Here is a 25737-nt window from a genome sequence, read left to right on the forward strand (position 1 = left end):
AGGTCAAGCTATTTGTGAGGGCGCGTGTGAAGGCGAGTGATGTGATTGCCATCGGCGATCTGGCGGCACGCGCGGGCGTATCGGTATCGTCGATCCGGTTTTATGAGGCGCGGGGTTTGTTGACGCCGTTTCGCAACAGCGGCGGCCAGCGGCGGTTCCTGCGATCGGATATCCGACGGCTGTCGTTCATCCTAATCGCGCAGCAACTGGGGCTGTCGATTGAAGCGATCCGAGCCGAACTGGCGAAGCTGCCCGGTGGGCGAACCCCAACCGCAAAGGACTGGACCCGGATGAGCGCCGAGATCCGCACGCTGATTGACGACAAGATCGCGACACTCACGCGCACTCGCGATCTGCTCGACGGATGCATCGGCTGCGGGTGTTTGTCGCTCGATCGCTGCGCGCTGTACAATCCGGGCGACCGGGCCGCAAAACGCGGGGTGGGGCCGAGATATGTGCTGGGAGATGCGGTGGAGAACGGCGTGACCTGAATCGAAGAGCGCTGCTCAACCCGTCAAAACTCATCCCCCACCCGTTCGGGCTGAGCGAAGTCGAAGCCCAAGCGCTGCGCTTGCCCTTCGACTTCGCTCAGGGCGAACGGTGGTGGGGCAAGTCAGTTCAAGGTTGTTGGATAGCATTCCCAAATGAATTGAGCCCCGACCGCGGCAACGGTCGAGGCTCACATCGAAAGTCACAATGTCATTCGCAGCCGCTAAATTAAGAATTGCGGCAAAAAACACAACCTCACAACACCTCGAACAACCCGGCTGCGCCCATGCCGCCGCCGACGCACATCGTCACGACGACATACTTCGCGCCGCGACGCTTGCCTTCGATCAGCGCGTGGCCGGTCATCCGTGCACCAGACATGCCGTAAGGATGGCCGATCGAGATCGCGCCGCCGTTTACGTTGAGCAACTCGTTCGGAATGCCGAGCTGATCGCGGCAATACAGCACCTGCACTGCAAACGCCTCGTTCAGCTCCCACAGGCCGATATCGTCCATCTTCAGATTGAAGCGCTCGAGCAGCGCGGGGATGGCATAAACGGGGCCAATGCCCATCTCGTCGGGCTTGGTGCCGGCCGCTGCCATGCCGATATACCGGCCGAGCGGGGTGAGGCCGCGCTTCTCCGCAAGCTTTTCTTCCATCAGCACGCTGGCTGAGGCGCCGTCCGACAGCTGGCTGGCATTGCCCGCCGTGATCGTCATGTCCGGCCCCAGCACCGGCTTCAGGCCGTCGAGTCCGACCAGCGTGGTGTCGGCGCGGTTGCCTTCGTCCTGCGTCACCGTCACTTCGTGGTGCGTGACTTCCTTGGTTTCCTTGTTGGTCATCGCCATCGTTGCCGTCACGGGCACAATCTCATCGTTGAACTTGCCCGCGGCCTGAGCGGCTGCCGTGCGCATCTGCGACTGATAGCTATATTCGTCCATCGCCTCGCGGCTGACATTGTAGCGCTTTGCCACGACCTCGGCAGTCTGAAGCATCGACATATAAACGTCGGGATGCATTGCCAGCAGTTCCTTGTCGCCGGCGACGCGCATTTCGGGGGTTTGCACCATCGAGATCGATTCGACGCCGCCGCCGATCGTGACGTCCATATTGTCGACGATGATCTGCTTGGCGGCGGTGGCGATTGCCATCAGGCCGCTGGCGCACTGGCGATCGATCGACTGGCCGGGCACGCTGATCGGCAGGCCCGAGCGCAGCAACGCGTTGCGGGCGATATTGCCGCCCTGCACGCCCTGCTGAAGCGCTGCGCCCCAGACGACGTCCTGCACTTCGGCCCCGTCGATGCCGGCACGCTCGACGGCGGCCTTGATGGCGTGGCTGGAGAGCGTCGGCGAAGGCAGGTTGTTGAATCCGCCGCGATAAGCGCGGCCAATGGGGGTGCGGGCGGTGGATACGATGACGGCTGAACGCATGGCTTAGTCTCCTTTGGCGGCGGGAAAGCGCGCCGCATTGGTTTCGAGGGGCAGGTCGAGCGCGCCGCAGATCAGCGACACGCCGTGATAAAATCCGACAAGCTGGATGATCTCCAGCGCCTGTGGTTCGTCAAAATGGGTCTTGAGCGACGTCCATTCGGCATCGGTCAACTTTTTGTGATCAATCAGCGCATCGACGGTAGCGATGAGCGTCGCTTCTTCGGGTGACCAGACCGGGTCGGTCGCCTCGCCGTGGACGGTCGCGTAAATCTGCGCGTCGTTCATGCCGATATGTGGCGCGAACCCGGCGATATGGACGCCCCACTCATATTCGTTGCCGCATTTCGCACAGGTGCGGTCGATCACGATTTCGCGATGCCGCATCGACAGCGGGCTAGCCTTGTCGAGCAGGGAGCCGCCGCTGAACTTGGTCCAGGCGCGGTCGTTGGTGGCCAGCGTGGTGAACAACACGAGCGGCTCGGCACCGCGCATCAGCACCTTCATCCGCGCGTCGAATTCGGGCGGATAGGGTTTGGCGAAGGGGGTGATGCGAGGCATGGCTGCCGTCCTCAAACGAAGATCTGGCTGATCCATTCGGCGATCATCGCGGGCTTATCCTCGCCTTCGATTTCGACCGAGAATTCATTGGTCTGCTGCCACTGGCCGGGGCGCTTTTCGACCAGCTCCATGAGCTTGAACCGCCCGCGCACGCGCTTGCCCGAGCGGACCGGCTGCAAGAAGCGGACTTTGTTGCCACCGTAATTGACGCCCATCTTCACTCCCTCGATCTTGGGCGCGTCCACGATCTTTGACGATAGCAGCGGCATCAGCGACAAAGTCAGAAAACCATGTGCGATCGTGCCGCCGAACGGCGTCATCGCCGCCATTTCCGGGTTGATATGGATGAACTGGTGATCACCGGTCGCGTCCGCGAACTTGTTGATCATCTCCTGGCTCACTTCGACCCAGTCAGAAACCTGCTCGGTGCCGACTCGCGTCGCCATTTCCTGGATGGTGATTGTCGTCACGGCATTTCCCTCCGGTCCAAATCGTCGCATAGCGCGGGCCTCAAATAGGCCTTGGGGGTGCCCCTTGCCAAGCCCAACTAGACCGGAAACCGGAAGATGACACCTGACGTAGCGTCGCAAGCCCGCAAATCCATGGCTGCCCTGCACCGCGCGCCCGAACCCGATGTTCTAAAACCGCTATTGGAGCGGGCAACGGTGTCGCGCGAGTCGCGCGATCGGATCATGTCGGAGTCGCTCACACTGCTCGCGGATTTGCGGGCCGCCCAGGGCAAAGGCTGGGTAAACCAGTTCCTGCAGGAATATCGGCTTAACTCGTCCGAAGGTGTCGCGCTGCTCTCGCTGGCCGAGGCGTTTCTTCGCGTTCCCGATCCGGAAACCGCCGATCTGCTGATTGCCGACAAATTGGGCGATGCCGATTGGCGGGCGCACACGGGCAAATCCAACTCAACGCTGGTCAACTCTGCGACTTGGGGGCTGGTTGTTGGCCGCGCCTTGGTGGGCGAAGGCGAGCAGCCTAGCGCACTTCGACGCTTGATCTCACGCGCGGGTGAGCCGTTCGTCCGTCAGGCGGTTGGGGCGGCGATGCGGATGATGGGCGAAATCTTCGTCATGGGCCGAACCATCGACGAAGCCGCGCGCCGCATGAAAAAGCCCGAGCATGAGGGCTTTACTGCCAGCTTCGACATGCTGGGCGAGGCTGCGCGCACCAAAGCGGATGCTGACCGTTATTTCCGTGCTTATGTCGACGCGATCGATGCAGTGGGGGCCGATCCAGCAGCCGGACACTCTATCTCCGTCAAGCTCTCCGCGCTCCACGCGCGCTACGAAGTGGCGCAATGGGATGACTGCGTACCCGCACTCACCGAAATGCTGGAGGCGCTGGCGGTACAAGCGGCGGGCAAGGGCATCGCGTTGACAGTCGATGCCGAGGAGAGCGAGCGGCTGGAGATGAGCCTCGACATCATCGGCACCGTCGCCGGGTTGCCAGCGCTGAAGGGCTGGGACGGGTTCGGCATGGCAGTGCAGGCCTATGGCAAGCGCGCGCGACCCGTGATCGCCTGGGCGGGCGCGCTGGGTCGTGAGATGAACGTCCGCCTCGTCAAGGGTGCCTATTGGGACAGCGAGATCAAGCGCACCCAGGTCGAGGGGCTCAGTGACTATCCGCTGTTCACCCGCAAGGCGGCGACCGACGTATCCTACCTCGCCTGCGCGCGCGACATGCTCGATGCGCCGCATATCCGCCCGGCCTTTGCCAGCCATAATGCGTTGACCGTCGCGACGATCGTGGAGTGGGCGGGCAATGCCCGAGACTTCGAATTTCAGCGCCTCCACGGCATGGGGGACGGGCTATACGAACGGCTGGTGCGCGAGCATGGCTATCATTGCCGCATCTATGCCCCCGTCGGCGGGCACCGCGACCTGCTGGCCTATCTGGTGCGGCGATTGCTGGAAAATGGCGCGAACTCGTCGTTCGTGCACCAACTCGCTGATGAGCGGCTGAGCGAGGAGGAAATCCTCGCCGATCCGGTGGTGAAGATCGCGAGCGTCGGAGGCACACGGCATCCGAATATTCCGCTGCCGGTGGATTTGTTCGGCGCGGCTCGGCGGAATTCGAGCGGGCTGGATTTGGCGGATCGGGAGATATTGCTGCAAACCGCCACCCAGTGCTCCCGCGAAAGCGGGAGTCCAGCGTCACAATCGTTACCGCCCGTGGCCCTGGACCCCCGCGTGCGCGGGGGTACGGAAGTTACCGGGGCAATCACCCGTGCCGCCGCCGCCTTTCCGGCATGGTCAGCCACGCCGGTCGACACCCGCGCCGCGAGCCTCGATGCCCTTGCCGACCTATTGGAGGAAAACCGCGAGGAGCTGATGGCGATTTGCGTAGCCGAGGCCTTCAAAACCATTCCCGATGCGCTCGGCGAGGTGCGTGAGGCGGTCGATTTTTGCCGTTACTATGCCCAACAGACGCGCGATGGCCTGCACCCCATCGACCTCCCCGGCCCCACGGGTGAGCGCAACACCCTGCGGTTTGAAGGGCGCGGGGTGTGGGCAACCATCGCGCCGTGGAACTTCCCGCTGGCGATTTTTCTTGGCCAAACCGTCGCCGCCTTGGTCGCGGGCAACACTGTTGTCGCCAAGCCAGCCCCACAGACCCCGCGCATCGCCGAATTCGCTGTCCGCTTGGCGCATGACGCCGGGGTGCCCAAAGACGCGCTGGTCCTCGTCCCCGGTGGCCCCGAAGTTGGCGCCGCGCTCACCGCCGATCCGCGGATCATGGGTGTCGCCTTTACCGGCTCGACCGCTACCGCGCGCAAGATCGCGCGCAGCCTGCTCGAGGACGACAACCGCCCGATCGTCCCGCTGATCGCCGAAACCGGCGGCATCAACGCGATGATCGTCGATTCGACCGCATTGCCCGAACAGGTCGTCGCCGATGTCGTCACCAGTGCGTTTCGTTCGGCCGGACAGCGTTGCTCGGCGCTCCGGCTGCTGCTGCTGCAGGAGGAGATCGCTGACGGCGTGATCGAGATGCTGAAAGGCGCGATGGACCTATTGATCGTTGGCGACCCCGCCGATCCGCGCACCGATGTCGGCCCCGTGATCGATCAGGCGGCCTATGATCGGCTGATGGCGTATCGCGGCGGGCTCGGCAGCGCGATCCTGAAGACCCTGCCGGTGCCCGACACCGGGCTATTCGTGCCGCCGACTTTGGTGCGACTTGGTGCTCTCGATGCACTTGATCGCGAATGGTTTGGCCCCATCCTTCACGTCGCAACCTGGCCCGCCGGCAAGCTCGCCGAGACGATCGCGGCAGTCAACGCAAAGGGCTATGGCCTCACGATGGGTCTCCACAGCCGCATCGCCCGCGCCGGCGAGTTGGTCGAAGCGACCGCGAAGGTCGGCAATCTCTACATCAATCGGTCGATGATCGGCGCGGTGGTGGGCAGCCAGCCCTTTGGCGGTGAAGGGTTGTCCGGCACCGGCCCCAAGGCCGGCGGCCCGCATTACCTCCAGCGCTTTTGCGTCGAACGTGCGGTGTCGGTGGACACGACCAGCGCGGGCGGCAATGCGACGTTGTTGAGCCTTGATGAGGGTGCGGCTTAGTCCTTCGCGCCTGCCGCATCTGGATAGGGCATCACATAACTGCCATCCGGCGCAGCGGTGAAGGCGAGCTGCGTGGGGTAGGCGAGGGCGATTCCTTCCGCGGCGAGTTTTTCGATGATGGTGATGCCGATGGCATGGCGGGCCTCGAAAAACGGCGCGAGATCGGGGGAGAGCGAGTCGAATTCGACGAGGAAATCGAAGCTGCTGGCCGCAAAGGTCGAAAAGCCTGCATGCACGAAATGATGCCCACCCTGTTCAATCACTACTTGCATCATGGCGGGAATGGCGCGCAACCGATCGGCGGGGGTGTAGGCCGCAATCGACAGCGTGAAGCTCACCCGGCGATAGCTGCGCTGGGTAATGTTCTGGATTTCCTTGTCGAGCAATTGCTTGTTGGCGATGATGCGTTCCTCGCCCGTGCCGGAGCGGATGCGCGTCGATTTCAGGCCGATGTCCTCGACCGTGCCCGTCGTGGTATCATAAGCGATCACGTCGCCACGCCGGAATGGCCGATCGAAGATGATCGCGAGTGCTGCAAACAGATCGGCAAAAATGCCCTGCGCTGCCAGGCCGATCGCGATGCCGCCCACGCCAAGGCCCGCGACCAGCCCCGTGATGTTCACGCCCAGATTGTCGAGCACCACGATCAGCGCGACGGCGAAAACCGCAAAGGTAACCAGCAGCCGGATGATGCCCAGCGCACTGCTCAGCGCCTCGCCGCTCGCGCGCCCGGTGCCGGTATGCTGCTCGACCGCGCCGAGCACGAGTTCGCGCAGCCAGATGGCACCCTGAAAAACCGCCGCGACGGTGAACAGCGTGCGGATTGTGGTGATCACGATCAGCGGCGGATCGGCCAGGTCCGCGACCAGTCGGATCGCCGCAATGATGATGAACAGGCTGCCGGTACGCCCCAATGTGCGTCCGGCGACCTTCCACCAGCCAATCTTGCCCGGGCGTTCGCGCTCGCACAGCTTGACGCTGAAGCTGCGCAGCAGATGCAACAGCACGATAACGACGCCCGCAATCGCCGCCGCAATCAGGATTCGCGCCCAGTGGCTCTGCAGCCACATCACGCTGTCCGTATAGAAGGTGACAAGATCGATGTCGTAGCGCGGGGTGCCGATGATCGGCGCAGCCTGGTTGGCGGTCGTCATGGTTGCTCCTTGTGGGCTCCGATGCCGCACTCGGGCGTGCAAGGCCAGCCCTTGGTGATTTTCAGATCCGTCGTTCCCCCGCGAACGCGGGGGTCGAGGGTAACCGAGCGCAGCGCTTGCGGTTCTGGACCCGCGCATGTGCGGGGGAACGGTTCCTAAAGCGAAAAACGAGTCCCGGGGGCGCTAGCATTCCGTTCGTCGGTAGTAATGCGCATCGCATCGCTTCGTTCCGGAACGCGGGGGTAGGCTCAGGGGTTGGTGTTGGAGTTTCTGGAGGAGATTTCCGATGCCCGACATTACCCAAGCCCGTGTCCTGATCCTCGCCACCGATGGTTTCGAACAATCAGAACTTTTCAGCCCGCGAGAGGCGCTGATGGATGCCGGTGCTCAAGTGACCCTTGCCTCGATCGCTCTTGAACCGATCCAGGGGATGCTTCACGCCGAGAAGGGTCTGACGATCACCCCGGACACAACGATCGATCAGGTCGATGCCGATGATTTCGATGCGCTGGTGTTGCCGGGCGGGCTTGCCAATCCTGATGCGTTGCGGCTGGAGCCGCAGGCGATCGCGTTGATCCAGGCATTTTTCGATGCTGACAAGACCGTTGCGGCGATCTGCCACGCCCCGTGGCTGTTGGTTGAGGCCGACGTTCTCGATGGTCGACAAATCACCAGCTGGCCGTCGCTGCGCACTGATCTGGAAAATGCCGGTGCCGATTATGTCGATAAGGAGGTGGTAATCGACGGCAACCTTATCACCAGTCGCAAACCTGATGATCTGCCCGCCTTCAATGCCGCGCTGATCGAGATGATCAGCACGCAGGTTAGCTAGGCGGCATAGTCGCCTTTGCGGCCGCTAGCGGCGGGATGGTTGTCCGGGGGGCGGCGCTCGCCTTGCGAAACGGACGCCATCCTGCCTCGGCACGCCTGCGCCCGACATAGGTGTCCAGCCCGATCTGTGCGCCGATCAGCATGTAGATGAACGGCTGGAACGCGATGCCGACAAAGGCCGCGCCGAGCAGATAGACGATATGGGCGCTTTGCAGCGCGCTGGCGAGCGGGGCGATCCACGCTTCGTCTGGGCCAGCTCTGCGATAGCGCTGGCGCAGCACCTCCATCCGGAAAATGCCGCCAAGATTGATGATCAGCCATAGCGCCAGGCCAGGATAGCCCTGTTCGCCGAGCATTTCGAAATAGCTGCTGTGATAGGCGCGGGCGCGATCCTGTTCCGGCGTGCGCTGGATCGAGATATTGCTGCCGCTGCCCTCTACCTTCACCGTTTCGAAGCGTAGTTCGTTTTGCAAATATGCGTCGAACCCACCGCCGAACGGATGCGTTTTGGCGTATTCCATCGTCCATTTCCACACCGCAACGCGCGTGGACGCAGACGTATCGCTTTGGTGGTTCTGAATCGTTTGCATCCGTTCGAGGAAGGACTCAGGCAGGAACGGCAGCGACACCACGGGCACCGCCGCCATCAGCGCCAGGTACATCAAGCGCCGCTTCGCATCACGCAGCATCAGCAGCGCCAGCAGGCCGATGCATACCAGCCCGGTCCGCGCCGAAGTGCCAACCGGGATCAGCAGGCACGCAAAGGCAAGGGCGTAGCAAAACCCCTTCACCTTCCAGTCGGGCGGGAAAATCGTACCGTGCTTGCTGAACCACAGCACCAGCGGCACGATGGCCACGGCGACGGTGGAAATGATGCTGCCTTCATACAGGCCGCTATTGTTGGCGACCATCAGGTTGAGCGAACCATAGCCACCGCCCGATGCCAGCGTTTTGATGCCGCCGACGATGATGATCGACGATGCCGAAAGCACCATGAACAGCAGCAGCGATTCGATCCGCAATTTGGTGCGAAGCGTCAGCGGCAGAAAGATCGCAAAGGCCAGCGCCTTCCATACCCAATCCCATTTGCCCAGCGCCTCCACCGGAAAATCGGCATTCCTGGTGGTGATCGCGCAGTAAATCAGCAGCAGCAGCAGCAGGAACTGGCGCGGCGCAACCCGCGTGTCGCGCTTGTCGTCAAAAGCGAACCAGGTCCCCACGGCGGCCACAACGGCAATCAATGAAATCGGTACGCTGTTCAACAGCAGATAGGTCAGCCGCTGGGGCGAGACGATGTCGATATAAACATAAGCCAGCACGAACACGAACGGTCGCCGGAATCCCAGCCCGAACAATGCGATCAGGAAAGCGATAAACGCCAGATCACGCACCCGGCTCATCCTCGGGGCGGTTGGTTGGCTCGCGATCTAGATCGGGGCGGCGCAACAGCAGTAAAGCGGCAAGAATCATCAGCCCGTGCGACAGCAGGAGCGCAAAATTGTCTATCATCCCGCGTTCCCTTTCTGCCGGGCCGGAAATCATGCCCTTTGCAAATTCGCGATACGCCGGGTCCAGTTGACGCGGCGTTAAACACTGCCGTGGCATCAACGGTGCCACGATGCGTATTCTTCATATCCTCGATCACGGCCTGCCTTTGCAGAGCGGCTATACCTTTCGCACCCGCGCCATCTTGAAGGCGCAGATGGCGCGCGGCTTTGCGGTGGCGGCGGTTACCGGGCCTCGGCACGGCGGGTTCGATGCCGAACGCGAAACCGTCGACGGCATCGATTTCTATCGGACCGAACCGCCGAAACCATTGGCCAGCCCGTTCGGCGAGTTGCGTGAGATCAGCGCCTTTTCGCGCCGAATCAAACAAGTGGTCCGTGATTTTGAGCCTGATGTTCTCCACGCCCATTCACCAGTGCTCGACGCGATTGCCGCGCGCCGCGCGAGCCGCCGCTACAAAGTGCCGCTACTCTATGAAATCCGGGCATTTTGGGAGGATGCCGCCGTCGGCAACGAAACGGGCACCGAAGGTTCCTGGCGCTACCGCGCAACCCGCGCGCTCGAAACCCGGATGGTGCGAAAGGTCGATGGCGTTGCTGTGATCTGCGAGGGGTTGAAGAGCGATCTGGTGGCGCGGGGGATCAATCCGGGGCAGATCATGGTTTCCCCCAATGGTGTCGACATGACCTTGTTCGGCGCGCCGATGGCCTATGATGCGATGCTCGCCCAGCAGTTGGGTATTGTCGGCGATGAAGTCATTGGCTTTATCGGCAGCTTTTATGCCTATGAAGGGCTGGCGGACCTGATCGCGGCGATGCCCCGGCTGGTGTCCGCCCGTCCACGGATAAAGCTGGTGCTCGTCGGCGGTGGACCGTGCGAGGAAGCGCTCCGCGCGCAAGCGGCCGAAAGCGCGGTGGCCGAACATATCCATTTCGTCGGCCGTGTGCCGCATCAACAGGTTGAGCGCTACTACAGCGTCATCGACGTGCTGGTTTACCCGCGCAAGCGGATGCGGCTCACTGATCTTGTCACGCCGCTCAAGCCATTGGAGGCAATGGCCCAGGGGCGGCTTGTGGCGGCGTCCGATGTTGGCGGCCATCGGGAACTGATTCGCGATGGCGATACCGGTACCTTGTTCGCGCCCGATGATCCCAAGGCGATGGCGCGTGCCATCTCGTCATTATTCGCCGATCGCGAGACCTGGCCCGCACGCCGGGCGCGAGCCCGTGCTTTTGTCGAGGCGGAACGCAACTGGGCCAATAATGTCGCGCGTTATGTTCCTGTTTACCAAAAACTAATCGAATCCACCGATAGACTATCGCCATGGTTGAAGAGCCCCGCCGTCAACGCCTGATCCTGCCGGTCGCACCACTTGGCGGCGCGGCAATGGGGCTGGTGACGGCGATTGGTTTTGCGCTGGTGCCCGGTGATATCCTAGGTCGCATCATCCTGCGTAGTGGCATTCCCGCGGTGATCGCCGCCGCCGAGCCGCCATTGGGCATGACGGCGCGGATTGCGCTCGCGCTGTTGGGTGGTGGGACGATTGCCTTGCTCGGCTGGTTTGCGGTGTTCCTTGTCCTTGGTTCGCGCACCCTGATGTTCGGTCGCGAGACGGCAGCACAGAGTGATCTCGAAACCGGCGAAGCGGCACCTGTGCTGCGCCGTGCCGATGCTCATCCCGATGCGCCGTCACGCCGACCGGTATTTGCCAATCGCGATCTTGGTACGCCGTTTCTGGAAGTCCGTGCGCGGCATCCCAGCGACAATGAACAAACCGCCCGTCAGGCGCTGCCGATGTCATCTGTGCCGATGACGCCGCCCATTGCGGATGGGCCGATCGACTTGCCGGTCGATCTGGACATGCCATTGTCTGCCTATGATCCTGCGGCGATCGGGCAGGCCATGCCGTTCGTCCCTGAACCATTGTCTCAGCACCAAGCGCAGCCGCTTGTTGCCCCTTCACTCGTTTCGTCGCCATCACGCCAGCAGATTTTTGAGCCAAGCGAGCGGTTCGAGACATTTGAATTGACGCCGATGGTGCGCGCAGAGCCCGTATCGCCGCCCGAACCGCGTCGCGAACCGCGCGACCCCCGCGATACCCAGGCGACGATCACTGCCCTGCTCGAACGGCTCGAACGTGGCGTTACCGATCGTCATGGCCGCCCACCAGCGCCCGCTGTCAAGCGCGACACGGAATCACAGGATGGCCTGCAGGATACGCTCGGCACATTGCGCCGAATGGCGACGCGCGGGTAACTAGCGGATCTCGACAGTCAGGACTTCCAGTTCAGCCGTTACGTTTGTGGCCGTCCGCCGCACCGACCCCACCGCCAGATCAGCAACCAGATGGCCACGCAGATCGAAGTCGGCCTCACTCAATCCCGCCAGCCACGCCTCGGTTGCGGGGCAGGGGAGCGTTGAGATGGCGATACGGTGCCGCGCCCCTGTAAATGTAGCGCTCGCCCAGCGATCCCAATCAGCGCCGTTGATTTCGATCGGGCAACCGGCATGGCGAGCCTGATGCTCAAGTGCGCGCGTCAGCAGCGTGCCAATATCGGGCCCACCGCTCATGGTCTGATCTCGCGGTCAAGTTCGGCGATCTTCGCCTCGATCAGTGCGGCAGTGCGGGGCCGGGGTTCGCGACCGCGTCGCAAATCCTCGACCAGGCGGGGGTCGTTCAGCGACAAGCGCCCGAATTTGGTCGCCGGCATCGATGTTTGCCGCAGAAACCGTTCAACCTTGCATAGAACTGACATGAATCGCTCCTGATTCGCTGCTAATGTTCTATTTTTGTTCCGTCATTTCCAACTTGTCTAGGAAAAATCCTATGGCTATTGGTGGGAAATGGATCATGCTCGCGTTTGCGCCAATCTGACCGACATGGCCGCGCGCCGGGGCGAGAGCCTGGCCGCGCTGTCGCGACTGCTCGGACGCAACGAAGCTTATCTCCAGCAATTCGTGAAGCGAGGATCGCCGCGGGCGCTTGGCGAACGCGAGCGACGGATCCTGTCGGACTATCTCGGCATGTCAGAGCATGATCTGGGGGCGCCTGACGCTGCAGGGCCGCCGTCCCGCTTGGTGTATGTGCCCCGCATCGACGCCGTTGCATCCGCAGGGCCAGGCGGAGTGCTGGCGGATGACCGGGCGATCCAGGGCGAGGCAATCGATCCGGCGTTACTGCGGCAATGGGGCGTGCGCCCAGCCGAACTGTCGATTATCACCGCGCAGGGCGAATCGATGTTGCCGACAATTGCCGATGGTGACGACATGCTGGTCGATCGCGGCGACCAGCGCGTCGGCGCGCGCGGCGGGATCTATGTATTGCGGTTGCAGGGCGTGCTGGTGGTCAAGCGGCTCATGACGCGCGGCGGGTCGATCGATGTGATCAGTGACAATCCCGCATTTCCCATCATCACAGTCACACCAGACGATGCTGCACTGGATGTTATCGGCCGGGTCGTTCGGATCACGCGGTTGTTGAAGTAACCGTCAGTGGCGATCGCGCCACCAGATAAGCAGCGCGAGCAGACAGCCGAGAATCAAGCCGCCAATCAGGCCGCGGGTCGATTCGCCAAAGAAAACGCCGCCAAACGCGCCAGCAATCGCGCCCATCGCGATCAGGAAGCCGCCGGCGGCAGGATTACGGGGAGGCGTATCATTCATCCGCTATGCCCTGCCACGGGATGGTGCGCACCGCCAGTGTTCCTGGTTCCCTGCTGCCAACGCAATTGTCCCCATCATGTTTACCATTGCCCGTAATCGTCGCGCCAGCTTTGCTCGCTATCCACCTGCCATGTCCTTTGCATTTGATGACCCGGCTGAAGATGCCGCGCCGCAACCTCCCTATCTGCATGATCGCGCTGCATTTGATGATGCTGCCGGCTTGATTGCGCGCTTTGGCGACGACGCCGGTTTTGAAGCGGCGGCCCTGGCCGAACGCAGCCGCAACCTGGGCAATGCGATCGGCTTTTGCCGCTGGCGCCAGATCGAACGGTTGATTGTGATACTCAGTACCGGGCGGCCTTTCGGCACGATTCACTAGAATGATTGTTCGGCGAACCGATCCATTGCCACGGTGATTCTCTGCCTTGCTGCAAAGCTGGTGCTGTCCCTATCCAACCGTCGACGCTAGAGCGGGGCGATGGTTCGGCGTTTCATTTTCAGCAGCAGCTTGATTGCCATTGCGATGGTTTTGCTGGTGGCTGCTGCACCGATCGACGCACACGCCCAGAATGCGCCGGTCGTTACGCCCAACGATCAACGCATACCCCCACCTGAGGCTCCAGCCGATCGGCCGTTATCCGATGACCTCGATCCCGATTCGCCAATGGCAGACTTGCCCGATCTCGGCGTCGCCTGGCCCGATCTGGCGACGATGCCCGACAGTGCCGATCCTGATGCGCCAAAGGCCGACCTCGCCGAACTGACCAGCTATGATTACCGGATCGATGGGATTGATGCGGTTGCAGATGCCGTATTCAAAGCGCGGTTCGACAGCCTTTCCGCACTTCGCATGCATCGCGGCGAGCCATCGAATGCTGCGCAGATCGAACGGCGTGCACGCGAGGATGGTGCGCTGCTCCAGACGCTGATGCGCGGCGCGGGCTATTATGACGCGCAGATCAGCAGCAGCGTCGAGACGAGTGCCGCCAGCCCGCTCGTTGTGCTCACGGTTGAACCAGGCGTGCAGTATAAGCTGGAAGGCGTTGAATTGCCCGGGCTTGCGGCAGCGGGCGACAAGGAAGCGCCGTTGCGTAAGGCGTTTGGTGTGGCGGCGAACGATCCCGTCAACGCCGATGCGATCGCCATCGGTGAGGCCGAACTGCGAACCCAGATCACCGAACAGGGTTTCCCCTTTGCCACGGTTGGCCAGTCGACCGTCGTGATCGATCATGCCACCCAGACGGCCACGCTCGAATTGCCGGTAACGCCCGGTGGTGCGCGCGTTTTTGGTCGGGTGATCACTGCGCCCAATCGGCTGATGGGGGCGCGCCACATCGAAAAAATCGCTCGATTCAAGGCTGGCGATCGCTTTGATGAAAGTGCGCTTGATGATCTTCGTCGGGCATTGATCCAGACCGGAATCGTCTCATCGGCCGAAGTAAAGCCGGTCGAGGGCAAGCTACCGGGCACCGTCGACATCGATGTCGCGCTACTGCCGGCGCCGCCGCGCACCGTCGCCGCCGAACTGGGCTATGGCACAGGCGAAGGCGTGCGCGCTGCGCTCAGCTGGACGCACCGCAACCTGTTCCCGCCGGAAGGCGCGCTCACCGTGCGCGCGGTGGCCGGTACGCAGGAGCAATCGGGCGGTCTCATTTTTCGGCGCAACAATTTCGAAGGTCGCGATCGGGTGCTGATCGCGCAGGCAACCGCCTCTAACGTCAATCGTGCCGCGTTCCAGGCGACGACGTTCACGCTCAGCGGCTCGCTCGAACGCCAGACAACAATCTTCTTTCAGAAAGCCTGGACCTGGTCGCTCGGTACCGAGCTCTCTGCATCGGACGAGCGCGACGTGATCGTATCGACCGGCGATCCCCGGCGGCGAACCTTCTTCATCGCCGCATTGCCGACCAGCCTGAATTATGACGGATCGGACGATCTGCTTAATCCCACCAAGGGGTTCCGGCTGGGCGGCCGCGTTTCGCCTGAACTATCGTTGCAGGGTGCGGCCTTTGGCTATGCGCGCATCCAGATCGATGGCAGCGCTTATCGGTCATTCGGGGATCGCATCACGTTGGCGGCGCGCGTGCGGCTGGGGACGATCGCCGGGGCGCCGCGAGATGCCATTGCGCCATCACGACGCTTCTATGCCGGTGGTGGTGCATCGGTGCGCGGTTATGGCTTTCAGGATATCGGCCCGCGCGATCCAAACAATGATCCGATCGGCGGGCGCAGTTTGACCGAATTTGCGGTCGAGGCGCGGTTGAAGCTGTTCGGGCCGTTCGGCCTGGTGCCCTTTTTCGATGCCGGCAACATCTACACATCGGCGCTGCCGAAGTTTACGGGGCTGCAATATGGCGCGGGTGTCGGCCTGCGTTATTATTCGAATTTCGGTCCGATCCGGATCGATGTCGGCACGCCGATCAACCCGCAGCCGGGTGATCCGCGGGTGGCCGTCTATGTGTCGCTGGGGCAAGCGTTTTGAGCAAGGGCGAGCCCGTTGCTGCGCCCAAGCTTCGGCAGCGGCGCTGGCACCGCTGGGTCGCCATCGGGCTGGGCGGGTTTGTGGCCTTCGTCCTCGCCGCGCTGCTCCTCGCAGATTCCAGCTTCGGCCACCGCTTCATCGCAGACCAGGTCGCTGCTCTCCGCCCCTCGAACGGGCTGCGGTATACGGTCGGGCGGATTAACGGATCAATCTATGGCGAGATGATCCTGATCGACGTTCGGGTGAGTGATCCGAAGGGGCTGGTGCTCGAAGTGCCGCGCGCAACTCTGCGCTGGTCGCCGCTGGCATGGATTGCGAACCGGCTGGAGATCAAGCGCCTCGCCATCCCGCAGGCGCGGCTCGCCAAACTGCCGGAAACCGTGAGGACCGGCAAACCAAGCCCTGCGCTGCCGAGCTTCGATATTCTGATCGGCGAATTGACGGTCGATCGGCTGGTCATCGATCGCGTCGTGACGGGCACCACCCGGGTCGGCAGCCTGGCAGGTAAGGCGGATATCCATGACGGGCGGGCGCTCGTCGATCTGCGCGCAGTGGTGGCAGGAAGCGACCGACTGCTCCTGAAGCTCGATGCCGAGCCCGACCGCAACCGATTCGATATCGATCTGCGTGCGGTGGGCGTGGCCAAGGGCGTGCTTGCGAAGCTGGTCCGTGTGAACAAGGCGGTCAGTGCCGTGGTCGAAGGCAAGGGCAGCTGGACGCGCTGGCGCGGCACCGCGCGCGCCGATGTCGGCGGTGCCCAGGTGGTCGATCTGTCACTCGGCAACGTCTCGGGTGCCTATACGCTGCTGGGCAGCCTGACCCCGTCGCGGATGTCGACCGACAAGATCGTCCGGCTGGCGATGCCCCGGCTGTCGATCAATGGTGCTGCAACATTGGTGGCGCGGCAGCTCGATGGGCGACTATCGCTGCGATCATCGGCGCTGGCGATCGAGACCATGGGCGGGCTCGATCTGGCGAAGAGCGCGTTTCGCGATCTGCGCATCCGCACGCAATTGCTGCAGCCCAAAGCGCTGGTCACGAAGATGGTGGGGCGCAAAGTCGAGTTGCGCGCGATCCTTGACGGCGCGTTCGATGCCGCTGCGTTCGAGTACCGGCTGAGCGCCGATTTCGCGTCGTTCGGTAAGGAAGGCTTCGAGAATGTCCGCGCTGGCGGGCGAGGTCGCTTGTCGCCGCAACCGATCATCGTTCCGCTGCAACTCAGCGTTTCGCGGGTGACGGGCGTCGATGCCGTAGCGGGAGCGATCCTGCGCAACCTTCTTTTGGAGGGTACGTTGCGGGTCACGTCAGCGTTCATTACCGGCGCTGATCTGAAGTTTCAGTCTGACAAGCTGAAGGGCAGCTTCAACCTGCTTGTCGACTTGAAAAATGGTCGCTTCGATGTTGGCCTGAATGGCGGGCTGGCGCGGTATCTTATCCCGGGGCTCGGCATCGTTGATGTCATGTCGAAACTGCAGGTGGTGCCCGCGCCGGGCGGCAAAGGTGCGCGGATCATCGGCACGGCGACCGCGCAGTTCGTCCGGCTCGACAATAGTTTCTTTCGAACGCTTGCCGGCGGCTTGCCGCGTCTGACGAGTAACCTCGAACAATCGACCGATGGTATTCTTCACTTGCGCAATCTGGTGCTCACCGCGCCCGATATTCGGATCACGGGGTCGGGCTTCCGGCAGCGCAACGGTAGCGTCACCTTCGAAGGCAGCGGCACGCAGCGCACCTATGGCCCGTTGACGCTCAAGCTGGTCGGGCGGCTCGAACGGCCAATGCTCGACCTCACCTTTGCGCGGCCCAATGAAGCGCTTGGCGTAAACAAGGTGCGCGCGCATCTTGATCCGACGCCGGAGGGCTACAGCTTCACCGCGAACGGCGGCTCGACGCTCGGCGATTTCGTGGGCAACGGACGGATCCTGTTGCCCAAGGGCGGGCAGGCGACGGTGGTGATCGCGGCACTCGACGTGGGCGGAATCAAGGGCAGCGGATCGCTGCTTGCAGCCGAGGGCGGCTTTGACGGGACGTTGACTGTCGGTGGCGGCGGAGGCGTAAGTGGCGCGATCGGCTTTGCCCCGGTGAACGGCGTACAGCGGATCGAGGTGCATCTCGATGCTTCCAATGCCCGCGTGTTCGGCGATGCAGTGCTGCGGCGTGGCAAGCTCGATCTGGTGACGATGCTCTATCCCCAAGGTGCCTCGGTAGAAGGGACCGCGAGGGGGGCGGGCCTGCGGCAAGGCTCGCTGGGTCTGGCACGACTTGAAGGCATGGCGTCGCTGCGCGGCGGGGTGGGCACAATCAAGGGATCGATCGCCGGTTCTCGTGGCCGCGCATTCGACATTCGCGGCGAAGCCGATGTGACGCCTGATCGCTACCGTATTACGGCCGCGGGCACGATCGATCGCAAGCCGATCAAGCTGCTCGAACCCGCGATCGTCACACGCGCGGGCGATGGCTGGCGGCTGGAGCCGACAAAGCTCGATTTTGCAGGTGGCAATGCCGAACTCGGCGGGCGCTTCACCAGCGATTCTGCTGCGATCGATGCCGATATGACGCGGATGCCGCTGACGATTCTTGATATCGCCTATCCCGGCCTTGGCTTGGCAGGCAGCGCATCGGGCAAGCTGAGCTTTGCCGAAGGGGCGGGGGCAGCGCCAGTCGGGAAAATCGACATGACGATCCGGGGCCTCAGCCGATCGGGGCTGGTGCTATCATCGCGGCCGATCGATGTCGGGCTGGTCGGTGTGCTCCAACCTGACAAGGCCGCGATGCGCGCAGTGATGGCAAGCGGCGGCAAGACGATCGGTCGCGCCCAGGCCCGGCTCGCGCCGCTTGGCAGCGGCAGCTTGCGCGCGCGCCTGGCCAATGCCCAGCTGTTTGGGCAGCTTCGCTATGACGGCCCCGCCGATACGCTTTGGCGGCTAACCGGCCTTGAGCTGTTCGACCTGTCCGGCCCGGTTGCTATCGCCGCCGATCTGGGCGGCAAAGTGAACGATCCGCGCATTCGCGGTGTGCTGCGCGCCAAGGGCGCTCGGCTGGAAAGTGCATCGACTGGTACAGTGCTGACCGGGGTCGAAGCGGCGGGCACCTTCAATGGATCGCAGCTGAGCTTCAGCAGCTTTTCCGCCGACGCCGGGAAGGGCGGGCGGGTGACGGGCAGCGGCAGCTTCGATTTCGCAGCGGTCAATGGCTATGGCATTGATTTGAAGCTGCAGGCCGACAAGGCCGTGATGATCAACCGCGACGATATTGGCGCTACCGTCACTGGCCCGCTGACGATTCGGTCGGATGGGGCGGGCGGTGTGATTGGTGGCGATGTCGTGCTCAACGCCAGCCGTTACCGGCTCGGCCAGGCAGTGGCGGCGAATGCGGTTCCCGTGCTCAACATCCGGGAGATCAACTTGCGTGACGGTATGGATGACGGCGATGATCGCCACGCCACCCCCTGGCGGCTCGACGTGCGGGCACGCGCGGCGAGCGGCGTGCGGGTAACCGGGCTGGGGCTCACCAGCGAATGGTCTGCCGACCTGCAGATCGGCGGCGCGCCCGACAATCCGGCGATAACGGGCCGCGCCGACATCATCCGCGGCTATTACGAGTTTTCTGGGCGCGAGTTTGAAATCGACCGCGGCATCATCCGCTTTGCTGGCGAAACGCCTGCCAACCCCGCGATCGACATTGCCGCCAATGCCGACACCACCGGCCTGTCTGCCACCATCCGCGTCACTGGTCCGGCGACGCGCCCGCAAATCGGCTTCGCCAGCGTGCCAAGCCTACCGCAGGACGAGTTGCTGTCGCGGTTGCTGTTCGGCACCTCGATCACAAACCTGTCGGCAGCCGAAGCGTTGCAGCTGGCCGCCGCCGTCGCCTCGCTGCAAAAAGATGGCGGCTTTGGCCTGAATCCCATCAACGCGCTGCGCCGCGTGGCGGGGCTTGACCGGCTGCGCATCCTGCCCGCCGATACCAGTGTTGGCCGCACCACGTCCGTCGCGGCGGGCAAGTTCATCACTCGCAAACTCTATGCTGAGATCATCAGCGACGGGCAGGGCTATTCGGCGACGCAGGTTGAGTTCCAAGTGACGCGCTGGCTGTCGATCCTGTCGACGATTTCAACGCTCGGGCGGCAGAGCGTTAACGTGCGGGTGTCGAAGGATTATTGATCCGCTTTCTGTTTACAGAAGCCCCCCCATCTTCCGTTCGGGCTGAGCGAAGTCGAAGCCCAAGCGCTGCGCATGCCCCCTTCGACTGCCTGCCTGCGGCAGTCGCTCAGGACAGGCTTCGACTTCGCTCAGGGCGAACGGATTGGGGGAGGATTGAGACAACTAACGTCGGCGATAATCCGAACGCGCAGCAATCGCCACCAGCACCGCCGCTGCTAACCGGGCGGGGACGCCGGGGTCGATATCGGGGTAAAGATCAGGCTCGATTGCCTCCACTTCGATCAGCGCCAATGTCCCCTCAGCGAGCCGGAGCAGATCGACCCGTGCGTAGAGCGGGGCGACGGGCAGGGCGTTTACCGCGCGTTCGGCGAGTGCCACTGCTTCGGGGGCGGGGTCGAGCGGTGTGAACACCCCGCCAAATTGCGGCTGGACGCGAAAGTCGCCCGCCTTTGCTACCTTGCGCGCGGCATGGCTGAAAGCACCGTCGATGAAGAAGAGCGACAGCTCGCCCTCATCCCCCACCGAGGCGATGAACGGCTGGATGATTGCCGCTGCGAGCGGCTCTACCCGGTCGCCGCGCGACACTCGGATGGTCTGATAGCTGCCCGCTGAGATTTGCGGCTTTACGACCAGCGTATCGACGCCAAATTGATCGAAGGCCGCGTCGACGCTGGCTTGATCTGCATCGCCGAACCGGCTCGGGACGATGGGGATCCCCTGCGCCGCCAGCTCGGCGAGATAGGTCTTGCGGGTGTTCCAAGCGAGCAAGGCGGGCGGATTGAGCAGCAGTCTATCGGTCGGCCACGCCGCCAGCATTTCCAGCCAGCGATCGACCTGTGTGTGATACCCCCAGGCGAAAAACGCGAGCGTTGCGTCCGCGTCTCCCGGCCCCAAATCCCAGGGCCGAGGCCTGATCACCAGCCCCGCTTGTGCAAAGGGCTGGTGATAGGGCTCAAGCTCATCCGCCGCCATATCGGCATAATCATCGCCCGTTGCCGGCATCAGGACATCGATGAATACCGGCATGACTGGTTCAGGCCGGTTCGCCGACGATTGTCTTCACTTCCATGAAATCGACCAGGCCGAACTTGCCGTTTTCGCGGCCATTGCCGGATTGTTTGTAGCCGCCGAACGGCGCTGCGCCATCGGGGCTCCAGCTGTTGATCGTCACCAGACCTGCGCGCAGCCGCGGTGCGACTTTTGCCGCCGCCGCCGGATCGCCGGAGATCGTCGCGGACAGGCCATAGGGCGTATCATTGGCGATCCGGATGCCGTCTTCCAGCGTGTCATAGCTGGTGATCGTCGCGACGGGACCGAAGGTTTCCTCCTGCGCGATCTTCATGTCGGGCGTCACGTCAGCGAACAGGGTGGGGCGAATGTAATAGCCCGAATTGCGGCCATCGGGGCGACCGACGCCGCCCGTCACCAAGGTCGCGCCTTCGTCGATCGCCGACTGGATCAGGCCCTGAATCTTCTCGAACTGCGCCTTGTTGACGACCGGGCCGATATGCGCGCCCATTTCCGCCGGATCGCCGACGACGACCGATTCCATGATCGTCTTGGCGATCGCGGTGGCATCGCCGACCTGGCTCTTGTGCACGAGCAACCGGGTAGGGGCGATGCAGCTTTGCCCCGAATTGGCGATCACGCCCATCAGCGTCGGCGGCAGCACCGCGCCGAGATCAGCGCCTTCGAGTACCAGATTCGGCGCCTTGCCGCCCAGTTCCTGATGCACGCGCTTGACGGTGGCGGCCGCCGCCTGTGCGACGGCAATGCCCGCGCGGGTCGAACCGGTGAAGCTCACCATATCGACATCGCGGTGGCTCGACAGCGCCGAACCAACGCCGGGGCCATCGCCATTGACGAGGTTGAACACACCTGCCGGCACGCCCGCCTTGTCGAGGATTTCAGCAAGGATCACCGCGCAGCTCGGCGCTTCTTCGGATGGCTTCAGGATGATCGTGTCACCGGCGGCGAGCGCGGGTGCGACCTTGGCGGTGATCTGGTTGAGCGGCCAGTTCCACGGCGTGATCATCGCGACGACGCCCAAAGGCTCATGCACCACGCGGGCGCGGCCGAGCCGTTCCTCGAACGGAAAGTCGTTCAGCGCCTTAAGCGTCGAGATGAAATGGCCGAGCCCGGCGGGCACCTGCGCGGCGCTCGCAAAACCGATCGGTGCGCCCATTTCCTCGCTCACCGCCTTGGCGAGATCGGGCATGCGCGCCTTATATTCCTCGATAATGCGGCCGAGCAGGGCGGCGCGATCGGCAATGCTCGACTGCGACCAGCTGTCAAACGCGGTGCGCGCGGCGGCGACCGCCTTGTCGACATCGGCCTGCGACCCCAGCGTGATTTCGGTGCACGGTGCTTCGGTCGCGGGGTTGATGACATGATGGACCGTCCCGCCTTCGCTCTCGACCCAGGCACCGTTGATATACTGCTTCAGATAGCTGTTCATGGCTTGCTCTCCATCATTGGCCGCCCGGTATTCGAGGCTGGGATATGGCCGGGAGGGATGCCAGCGCCCCGTACGGGTTGCAAGGTGAAACGGACGGGGCGGGCGCGATGCGGGGTGAAGTTGCGGGGTAAAGTTGCGGAAGTTGCGGGTCTCCATCGGTTTGCTGCAACCGGCGCAAAAATTGCGGTGACGGTGCGGAAGGTGATGATCATTTGGACTTGAGCGCGCCCGGAAATAGGGGTGGCTGGGCTGTTTGCGAAGCATTGGGCGAACATTTGCATCGCAATACACTAGTACAAAACAAGAACATAAGCAATGCTCGGCAGGAACCGAGCGGGGCTTCCTGGCTACGTTAGCTTGTGCAAGCTACCCCCGGTCGATCCACTCAATCGCCCTCGCCAGTACCGGATCGCGGCCTGCGGCGATGTCGGCCGCACGCGCCGCCACCCGCACGTCAGGATCCAGCCCGGCATCGGGCTGCGGCGCGCGCGCGAAATAGCCGACCGGCGGCAGATCGAACTCGAGGCCGGTGGCGGGCAGGCGCACGAAGAAGAAGGCGCCGCCGTTGATGCCGCGCCGGTTGCCGCCGGTCGTTTCGCCGAACAGCCGCACCTTGCCGCTTGCGCGCGCCATCGTCGCGAACTGGAATGTGGCCGAGCTGTTGGTCGGGCCGATCAGCGTGGCGACGGGCAGGGTAAGAAGAGGTCCCGCCGGCGCGATCGTCAGAATGGCATCGCCGCCCGGGCGTTCGATGAAACCGTCTCCAAGCGGCTTGCCGCCCACGCCCATCGTTCGAAAACTATTATCCCATGTGTCGAGATAACGATCGATCGATGGCGGCGTGCGTTCGAACCGCAGTTTCTGGATATAGCCCGGCGGGCTGAGCGGGGCATCGATCAGTCGCGCGAGGATCGGATCGCCGCAATCCTCCCCGCCTTCATTCTCGCGCAGATCGATGATCAGCCCGCGCGCGCCAGCAAGTGACGCCAGCCGATCATTCAACCAACCACGCCAGTTCCATTTGCTGTTGTACAGCGCCCAACCGGGCATAGTCAGCACGGCGACACTGTCAGGTCGCATCGTCCAGTCCCACACCGCACCGTCACCCTCGGGCTGCGGCGGCAATTTGGCCTGACGGGTGGCAAGGCTGATCGGGGCCATGTTGATCGATGCATCGCGACCATCTGGCGTGCGGATCAGCAAGCGGTGCATGCCGCCCGGCGGGGCGCCGTAGACAAGGCCGTGAAACACATCGAACGTCTCGATCGAGTCATTGCCCGAAACGCCAAGCAGCGCGGTTCGTTTGGCATCATTATGCCCATCGGCGCGGACATAGCCGATCAGGCGCTGCAGCATCGCGCGCGCCGGCACGCCGTTGATCGCGCGGACTTCGGTGCCGGGCTGTAATGTCGCTGTGTCGCGCTGATCGGCGAGCACGATCATCTTTCCGTCGATCCAGCGAAAGGTGAAGGGCAGGCGGGTGGGGCGATCGAACAGATCGGCTTTTACCGCCTTTTTCTGGTTGAAAAAGTTGGGGTAGCTGTGCCCGCAGCGGATGGTCGCGAGAAACCGGGCAAGCGCGAGATAACGCGTATCGAGCGCGGTTGCCGCGAGCCAATCGCGCTGGAGCAGATCGATCCGCGCGCTGATTTGGGCGGGCGTCGAATAGCGGTGAAGGCCCGGATGCAGCGATAGCGCCTCTCGCAGGATCGCGATGTCGCCTTTCAGATCGGCAGGGGTGGGGGCATCGGCTGCGCGTGCGGCAAACGGCATCGCGATTGGTGTGAGGGCGGCGGTGCCCAATGCGGACAGGGTCTGGCGGCGGTTCATGGCGCAATGCCTGACGGATTTGCGCGGGGCATGCGCCTCATTTTCGCGCAACGCTGCGATTATTCGGCTTTTGAGCCGTGGGCGCGGCGATAGCTTGACGGTGCCATGCCATAGGCGGCCTGGAAGGCCCGGTTGAAGCTAGCCTTAGAACTGAACCCCGCATCAAGCGCGAGATCGAGCAAGTCGGCGGTGCTACCGGCGGCGATTGCTTCAGCCACCGCATCGCAACGCAGCCGGTTGATGAAGGTCGAAAAGTTCACACCGAGCCCCTCGTTCAATGCGCGAGACAAATGGCCGGTGTTGGTGCCCAGTCGTCGCGCCAGTGTCGCAAGCGACAAATCGGGATCGCGCGCCCAGTGCTCGGCACGGACCTGCGCCGCCCAGGCTTCGCCAAGCGCACGCCAATCGCGCGGTGGCGGGGTGGGATCAGCCGGGATGGCCAGCGACTCGATTGTCGGAAAGGGCAGTGCCGCATGCCGCCACCCCTCAATCGCGATGAAGAGCGCGAAGATGGCAATCGCCACATAGAGCCCCATCAAGCCGGTATAGCCCAGCGGCGAAAGTGCATCCCACACCGCATACACCGTCCACACCGCGAGCAATGCGGCACCGGCGGCGATCGCCCGGCTGATCCAGGTAGCAGCGAAGCGATGATCGTCACTGCGCTGCGTCGCAAGCAAGCCGCGATACCGGTGCAAAAGCGCCAGTGCCTCGCGGCCATAAAACAGCATGCCCGCAATCGCTCCAATGCCGGTAACAATATCATACGGCGTCGTGATGATCGCCGACCAGGCATTTTTGGCGGGCATCGGCAGCAAAAAACTGCCGGTCAGGAAGGCGAATTGCAGCGTCGGAGGGGCGAGGTGGCGCCAGGCGGGCACGGGCCAAGTGCCGGTCACCAGCGCGTGAACATAGAAATAGAAGAGTGGTGCCACACCGAGCGTGATCTGAAATGGCGCGAAACTCAGCCAGCGCCATTTGTCGTAAAAGCCCGCAAAGCCGATCATCCAGGGCGTCACGATGCCGACGAGCACGAGCAGCAACAGCGCGAGCGTTCGGTTGGCGGTGCGATTGGCCATGGCGCGCGCCAGGGCCGCCGCCACAATCAACAGCTGCACCTCAGCGACCACCAGCACGGCAGATCGCCAGCCAAAGGAAAGATCATCGAGCATGACCGCTGCTGTGCCGGGGATCGTGGCGGGATGGCAAGACGGATCACGCCGGATGAAAAAAGGGGGCGCCCGACCCGTGCCGGACGCCCCCTTTTTCTGTCCCGATGTCAGCCTTATGAGCTGTAATACATGTCGAACTCGACCGGGCTGGGCGTCATTTCCCAGCGGGCGACGTCGTTCATTTTCAGTTCGATATAGCTTTCGATCTGGTCCTTGCTGAACACATCGCCCTTCAGCAGATAATCATGATCGGCGGCCAGGCTTTCGAGCGCTTCGCGGAGCGAACCACAAACGGTGGGCACTTCGGCGAGTTCGGCGGGGGGCAGATCGTACAGGTTCTTGTCCATCGCCTCACCCGGGTGGATGCGGTTCTGGATGCCGTCGATGCCGGCCATGAACAACGCGGCATAAGCGAGATACGG

Annotated in this window: 22 protein-coding genes and 1 pseudogene; 9 read left to right on the forward strand and 14 right to left on the reverse strand. The window is 63.1% G+C overall.

Annotation, left to right across the window (positions count from 1 at the left end):
• Positions 1-14 precede the first annotated feature (14 nt).
• A complete protein-coding gene (gene soxR / locus B7Y49_RS07105) occupies positions 15-491 on the forward strand; it encodes a redox-sensitive transcriptional activator SoxR (RefSeq protein ID WP_374126883.1) in 477 nt (158 codons plus the stop codon).
• A 253-nt stretch (positions 492-744) separates the two neighbouring features.
• Here soxR and B7Y49_RS07110 read toward each other — a convergent pair whose 3' ends face one another.
• Genes B7Y49_RS07110 through B7Y49_RS07120 form a run of 3 tightly spaced genes read right to left on the reverse strand, consistent with a single transcriptional unit; the run spans position 745 to position 2927 of the window.
• On the reverse strand, positions 745-1923 hold the full coding sequence (locus B7Y49_RS07110; protein WP_374126884.1) for an acetyl-CoA C-acyltransferase: 1179 nt from the start codon (positions 1921-1923) through the stop codon (positions 745-747).
• 3 nt (positions 1924-1926) lie between these two features.
• The gene (locus B7Y49_RS07115; protein ID WP_374126885.1) at positions 1927-2481 is read right to left on the reverse strand and encodes a carboxymuconolactone decarboxylase family protein; all 555 of its coding nucleotides are present in this window, start codon (positions 2479-2481) and stop codon (positions 1927-1929) included.
• 11 nt (positions 2482-2492) lie between these two features.
• On the reverse strand, positions 2493-2927 hold the full coding sequence (locus B7Y49_RS07120; RefSeq protein WP_374126904.1) for a MaoC family dehydratase: 435 nt from the start codon (positions 2925-2927) through the stop codon (positions 2493-2495).
• Between the two features lie 120 nt (positions 2928-3047).
• Here B7Y49_RS07120 and putA point away from each other — a divergent pair, with 120 nt between their 5' ends.
• Positions 3048-6056 carry a bifunctional proline dehydrogenase/L-glutamate gamma-semialdehyde dehydrogenase PutA gene (gene putA / locus B7Y49_RS07125; protein WP_374126886.1) on the forward strand — a complete coding sequence of 1003 codons (3009 nt, stop codon included), beginning with the start codon at positions 3048-3050 and terminating at the stop codon, positions 6054-6056.
• On the opposite strand, the gene B7Y49_RS07130 is transcribed toward putA, so the two are convergent.
• Positions 6053-7210 carry a mechanosensitive ion channel family protein gene (locus tag B7Y49_RS07130; RefSeq protein WP_374126887.1) on the reverse strand — a complete coding sequence of 386 codons (1158 nt, stop codon included), beginning with the start codon at positions 7208-7210 and terminating at the stop codon, positions 6053-6055. The two genes, putA and B7Y49_RS07130, sit on opposite strands and share 4 nt — an antisense overlap.
• Positions 7211-7496: 286 nt before the next feature.
• Here B7Y49_RS07130 and B7Y49_RS07135 point away from each other — a divergent pair, with 286 nt between their 5' ends.
• A complete protein-coding gene (locus B7Y49_RS07135; RefSeq protein WP_374126888.1) occupies positions 7497-8042 on the forward strand; it encodes a type 1 glutamine amidotransferase domain-containing protein in 546 nt (181 codons plus the stop codon).
• On the opposite strand, the gene B7Y49_RS07140 is transcribed toward B7Y49_RS07135, so the two are convergent.
• Complete coding sequence (locus B7Y49_RS07140; RefSeq protein ID WP_374126889.1) at positions 8035-9432, reverse strand: putative O-glycosylation ligase, exosortase A system-associated; 1398 nt, start codon at positions 9430-9432, stop codon at positions 8035-8037. The genes B7Y49_RS07135 and B7Y49_RS07140 overlap by 8 nt on opposite strands.
• On the reverse strand, positions 9425-9583 hold the full coding sequence (locus B7Y49_RS07145; protein ID WP_374126890.1) for a hypothetical protein: 159 nt from the start codon (positions 9581-9583) through the stop codon (positions 9425-9427). Before B7Y49_RS07145 ends, B7Y49_RS07140 begins: the two co-directional genes overlap by 8 nt.
• 76 nt (positions 9584-9659) lie before the next feature.
• On the opposite strand from B7Y49_RS07145, the gene B7Y49_RS07150 reads away from it, so the two are divergent.
• Both B7Y49_RS07150 and B7Y49_RS07155 read left to right on the forward strand, forming a co-directional pair.
• Positions 9660-10901 (forward strand): TIGR04063 family PEP-CTERM/XrtA system glycosyltransferase, encoded by a 1242-nt coding sequence (locus B7Y49_RS07150; RefSeq protein WP_374126891.1) that lies wholly within the window; start codon positions 9660-9662, stop codon positions 10899-10901.
• Positions 10871-11803: a hypothetical protein gene (locus B7Y49_RS07155; RefSeq protein WP_374126892.1), complete on the forward strand. Its 933-nt coding sequence runs from the start codon at positions 10871-10873 to the stop codon at positions 11801-11803. The genes B7Y49_RS07150 and B7Y49_RS07155 overlap by 31 nt, the downstream gene beginning before the upstream one ends.
• Here the strand turns inward: B7Y49_RS07155 and B7Y49_RS07160 are convergent, their stop codons facing one another.
• Together B7Y49_RS07160 and B7Y49_RS07165 are read right to left on the reverse strand one after the other, a co-directional pair.
• Positions 11804-12118, reverse strand: coding sequence for a hypothetical protein (locus B7Y49_RS07160; RefSeq protein WP_374126893.1), 315 nt, complete (start codon positions 12116-12118; stop codon positions 11804-11806).
• Entirely contained in the window at positions 12115-12303 is a 189-nt protein-coding gene (locus tag B7Y49_RS07165) for a hypothetical protein (protein WP_374126894.1), read from the reverse strand. The genes B7Y49_RS07160 and B7Y49_RS07165 overlap by 4 nt, the downstream gene beginning before the upstream one ends.
• A gap of 88 nt (positions 12304-12391) precedes the next feature.
• Between B7Y49_RS07165 and B7Y49_RS07170 the strand changes: the two genes are divergently transcribed.
• Positions 12392-13033, forward strand: a complete 642-nt coding sequence (locus B7Y49_RS07170; RefSeq protein WP_374126895.1) for a helix-turn-helix transcriptional regulator — start codon at positions 12392-12394, stop codon at positions 13031-13033.
• Between the two features lie 3 nt (positions 13034-13036).
• On the opposite strand, the gene B7Y49_RS07175 is transcribed toward B7Y49_RS07170, so the two are convergent.
• Positions 13037-13210: a hypothetical protein gene (locus B7Y49_RS07175; RefSeq protein WP_374126896.1), complete on the reverse strand. Its 174-nt coding sequence runs from the start codon at positions 13208-13210 to the stop codon at positions 13037-13039.
• 130 nt (positions 13211-13340) lie between these two features.
• On the opposite strand from B7Y49_RS07175, the gene B7Y49_RS07180 reads away from it, so the two are divergent.
• The 3 genes from B7Y49_RS07180 to B7Y49_RS07190 all read left to right on the forward strand — a co-directional run bounded on the left by B7Y49_RS07180 (position 13341) and on the right by B7Y49_RS07190 (position 19855).
• Positions 13341-13589, forward strand: coding sequence for a hypothetical protein (locus B7Y49_RS07180; protein WP_374126905.1), 249 nt, complete (start codon positions 13341-13343; stop codon positions 13587-13589).
• 144 nt (positions 13590-13733) lie between these two features.
• Positions 13734-15692: an autotransporter assembly complex family protein gene (locus B7Y49_RS07185; protein WP_374126897.1), complete on the forward strand. Its 1959-nt coding sequence runs from the start codon at positions 13734-13736 to the stop codon at positions 15690-15692.
• On the forward strand, positions 15689-19855 hold the full coding sequence (locus tag B7Y49_RS07190; RefSeq protein ID WP_374126898.1) for a translocation/assembly module TamB domain-containing protein: 4167 nt from the start codon (positions 15689-15691) through the stop codon (positions 19853-19855). The genes B7Y49_RS07185 and B7Y49_RS07190 overlap by 4 nt, the downstream gene beginning before the upstream one ends.
• Before the next feature lie 162 nt (positions 19856-20017).
• Here B7Y49_RS07190 and B7Y49_RS07195 read toward each other — a convergent pair whose 3' ends face one another.
• The 5 genes and pseudogenes from B7Y49_RS07195 to glnA all read right to left on the reverse strand — a co-directional run.
• Positions 20018-20881, reverse strand: a complete 864-nt coding sequence (locus B7Y49_RS07195; protein ID WP_374126899.1) for a RimK family alpha-L-glutamate ligase — start codon at positions 20879-20881, stop codon at positions 20018-20020.
• Between the two features lie 7 nt (positions 20882-20888).
• Complete coding sequence (locus tag B7Y49_RS07200) at positions 20889-22313, reverse strand: aldehyde dehydrogenase family protein (protein ID WP_374126900.1); 1425 nt, start codon at positions 22311-22313, stop codon at positions 20889-20891.
• Between the two features lie 366 nt (positions 22314-22679).
• Positions 22680-24143, reverse strand: coding sequence for a S41 family peptidase (locus B7Y49_RS07205; RefSeq protein ID WP_374126901.1), 1464 nt, complete (start codon positions 24141-24143; stop codon positions 22680-22682).
• Between the two features lie 59 nt (positions 24144-24202).
• Positions 24203-25315 (reverse strand): AraC family transcriptional regulator, encoded by a 1113-nt coding sequence (locus B7Y49_RS07210; protein WP_374126902.1) that lies wholly within the window; start codon positions 25313-25315, stop codon positions 24203-24205.
• Between the two features lie 113 nt (positions 25316-25428).
• Positions 25429-25737 (reverse strand): annotated as a pseudogene (gene glnA, locus B7Y49_RS07215) (glutamine synthetase); the annotation flags it as partial.

The organism is Sphingomonas sp. 28-62-11 (genome assembly GCF_002278865.1).
GTDB lineage: Bacteria > Pseudomonadota > Alphaproteobacteria > Sphingomonadales > Sphingomonadaceae > Sphingomonas.

Coding starts and splice junctions, on each gene's coding strand:
- B7Y49_RS07195 (WP_374126899.1), bottom strand. CDS start 20,881: ATGCCGGTATTCATCGATGTCCTGATGCCGGCAACGGGCGATGATTAT.
- B7Y49_RS07180 (WP_374126905.1), top strand. CDS start 13,341: ATGTCCTTTGCATTTGATGACCCGGCTGAAGATGCCGCGCCGCAACCT.
- putA (WP_374126886.1), top strand. CDS start 3,048: ATGACACCTGACGTAGCGTCGCAAGCCCGCAAATCCATGGCTGCCCTG.
- B7Y49_RS07115 (WP_374126885.1), bottom strand. CDS start 2,481: ATGCCTCGCATCACCCCCTTCGCCAAACCCTATCCGCCCGAATTCGAC.
- B7Y49_RS07205 (WP_374126901.1), bottom strand. CDS start 24,143: ATGAACCGCCGCCAGACCCTGTCCGCATTGGGCACCGCCGCCCTCACA.
- B7Y49_RS07200 (WP_374126900.1), bottom strand. CDS start 22,313: ATGAACAGCTATCTGAAGCAGTATATCAACGGTGCCTGGGTCGAGAGC.
- B7Y49_RS07170 (WP_374126895.1), top strand. CDS start 12,392: ATGGATCATGCTCGCGTTTGCGCCAATCTGACCGACATGGCCGCGCGC.
- B7Y49_RS07155 (WP_374126892.1), top strand. CDS start 10,871: ATGGTTGAAGAGCCCCGCCGTCAACGCCTGATCCTGCCGGTCGCACCA.
- B7Y49_RS07130 (WP_374126887.1), bottom strand. CDS start 7,210: ATGACGACCGCCAACCAGGCTGCGCCGATCATCGGCACCCCGCGCTAC.
- B7Y49_RS07110 (WP_374126884.1), bottom strand. CDS start 1,923: ATGCGTTCAGCCGTCATCGTATCCACCGCCCGCACCCCCATTGGCCGC.
- B7Y49_RS07165 (WP_374126894.1), bottom strand. CDS start 12,303: ATGTCAGTTCTATGCAAGGTTGAACGGTTTCTGCGGCAAACATCGATG.
- B7Y49_RS07175 (WP_374126896.1), bottom strand. CDS start 13,210: ATGAATGATACGCCTCCCCGTAATCCTGCCGCCGGCGGCTTCCTGATC.
- B7Y49_RS07145 (WP_374126890.1), bottom strand. CDS start 9,583: ATGATTTCCGGCCCGGCAGAAAGGGAACGCGGGATGATAGACAATTTT.
- B7Y49_RS07135 (WP_374126888.1), top strand. CDS start 7,497: ATGCCCGACATTACCCAAGCCCGTGTCCTGATCCTCGCCACCGATGGT.
- B7Y49_RS07150 (WP_374126891.1), top strand. CDS start 9,660: ATGCGTATTCTTCATATCCTCGATCACGGCCTGCCTTTGCAGAGCGGC.
- B7Y49_RS07210 (WP_374126902.1), bottom strand. CDS start 25,315: ATGCTCGATGATCTTTCCTTTGGCTGGCGATCTGCCGTGCTGGTGGTC.
- B7Y49_RS07120 (WP_374126904.1), bottom strand. CDS start 2,927: ATGGCGACGCGAGTCGGCACCGAGCAGGTTTCTGACTGGGTCGAAGTG.
- B7Y49_RS07160 (WP_374126893.1), bottom strand. CDS start 12,118: ATGAGCGGTGGGCCCGATATTGGCACGCTGCTGACGCGCGCACTTGAG.
- B7Y49_RS07185 (WP_374126897.1), top strand. CDS start 13,734: ATGGTTTTGCTGGTGGCTGCTGCACCGATCGACGCACACGCCCAGAAT.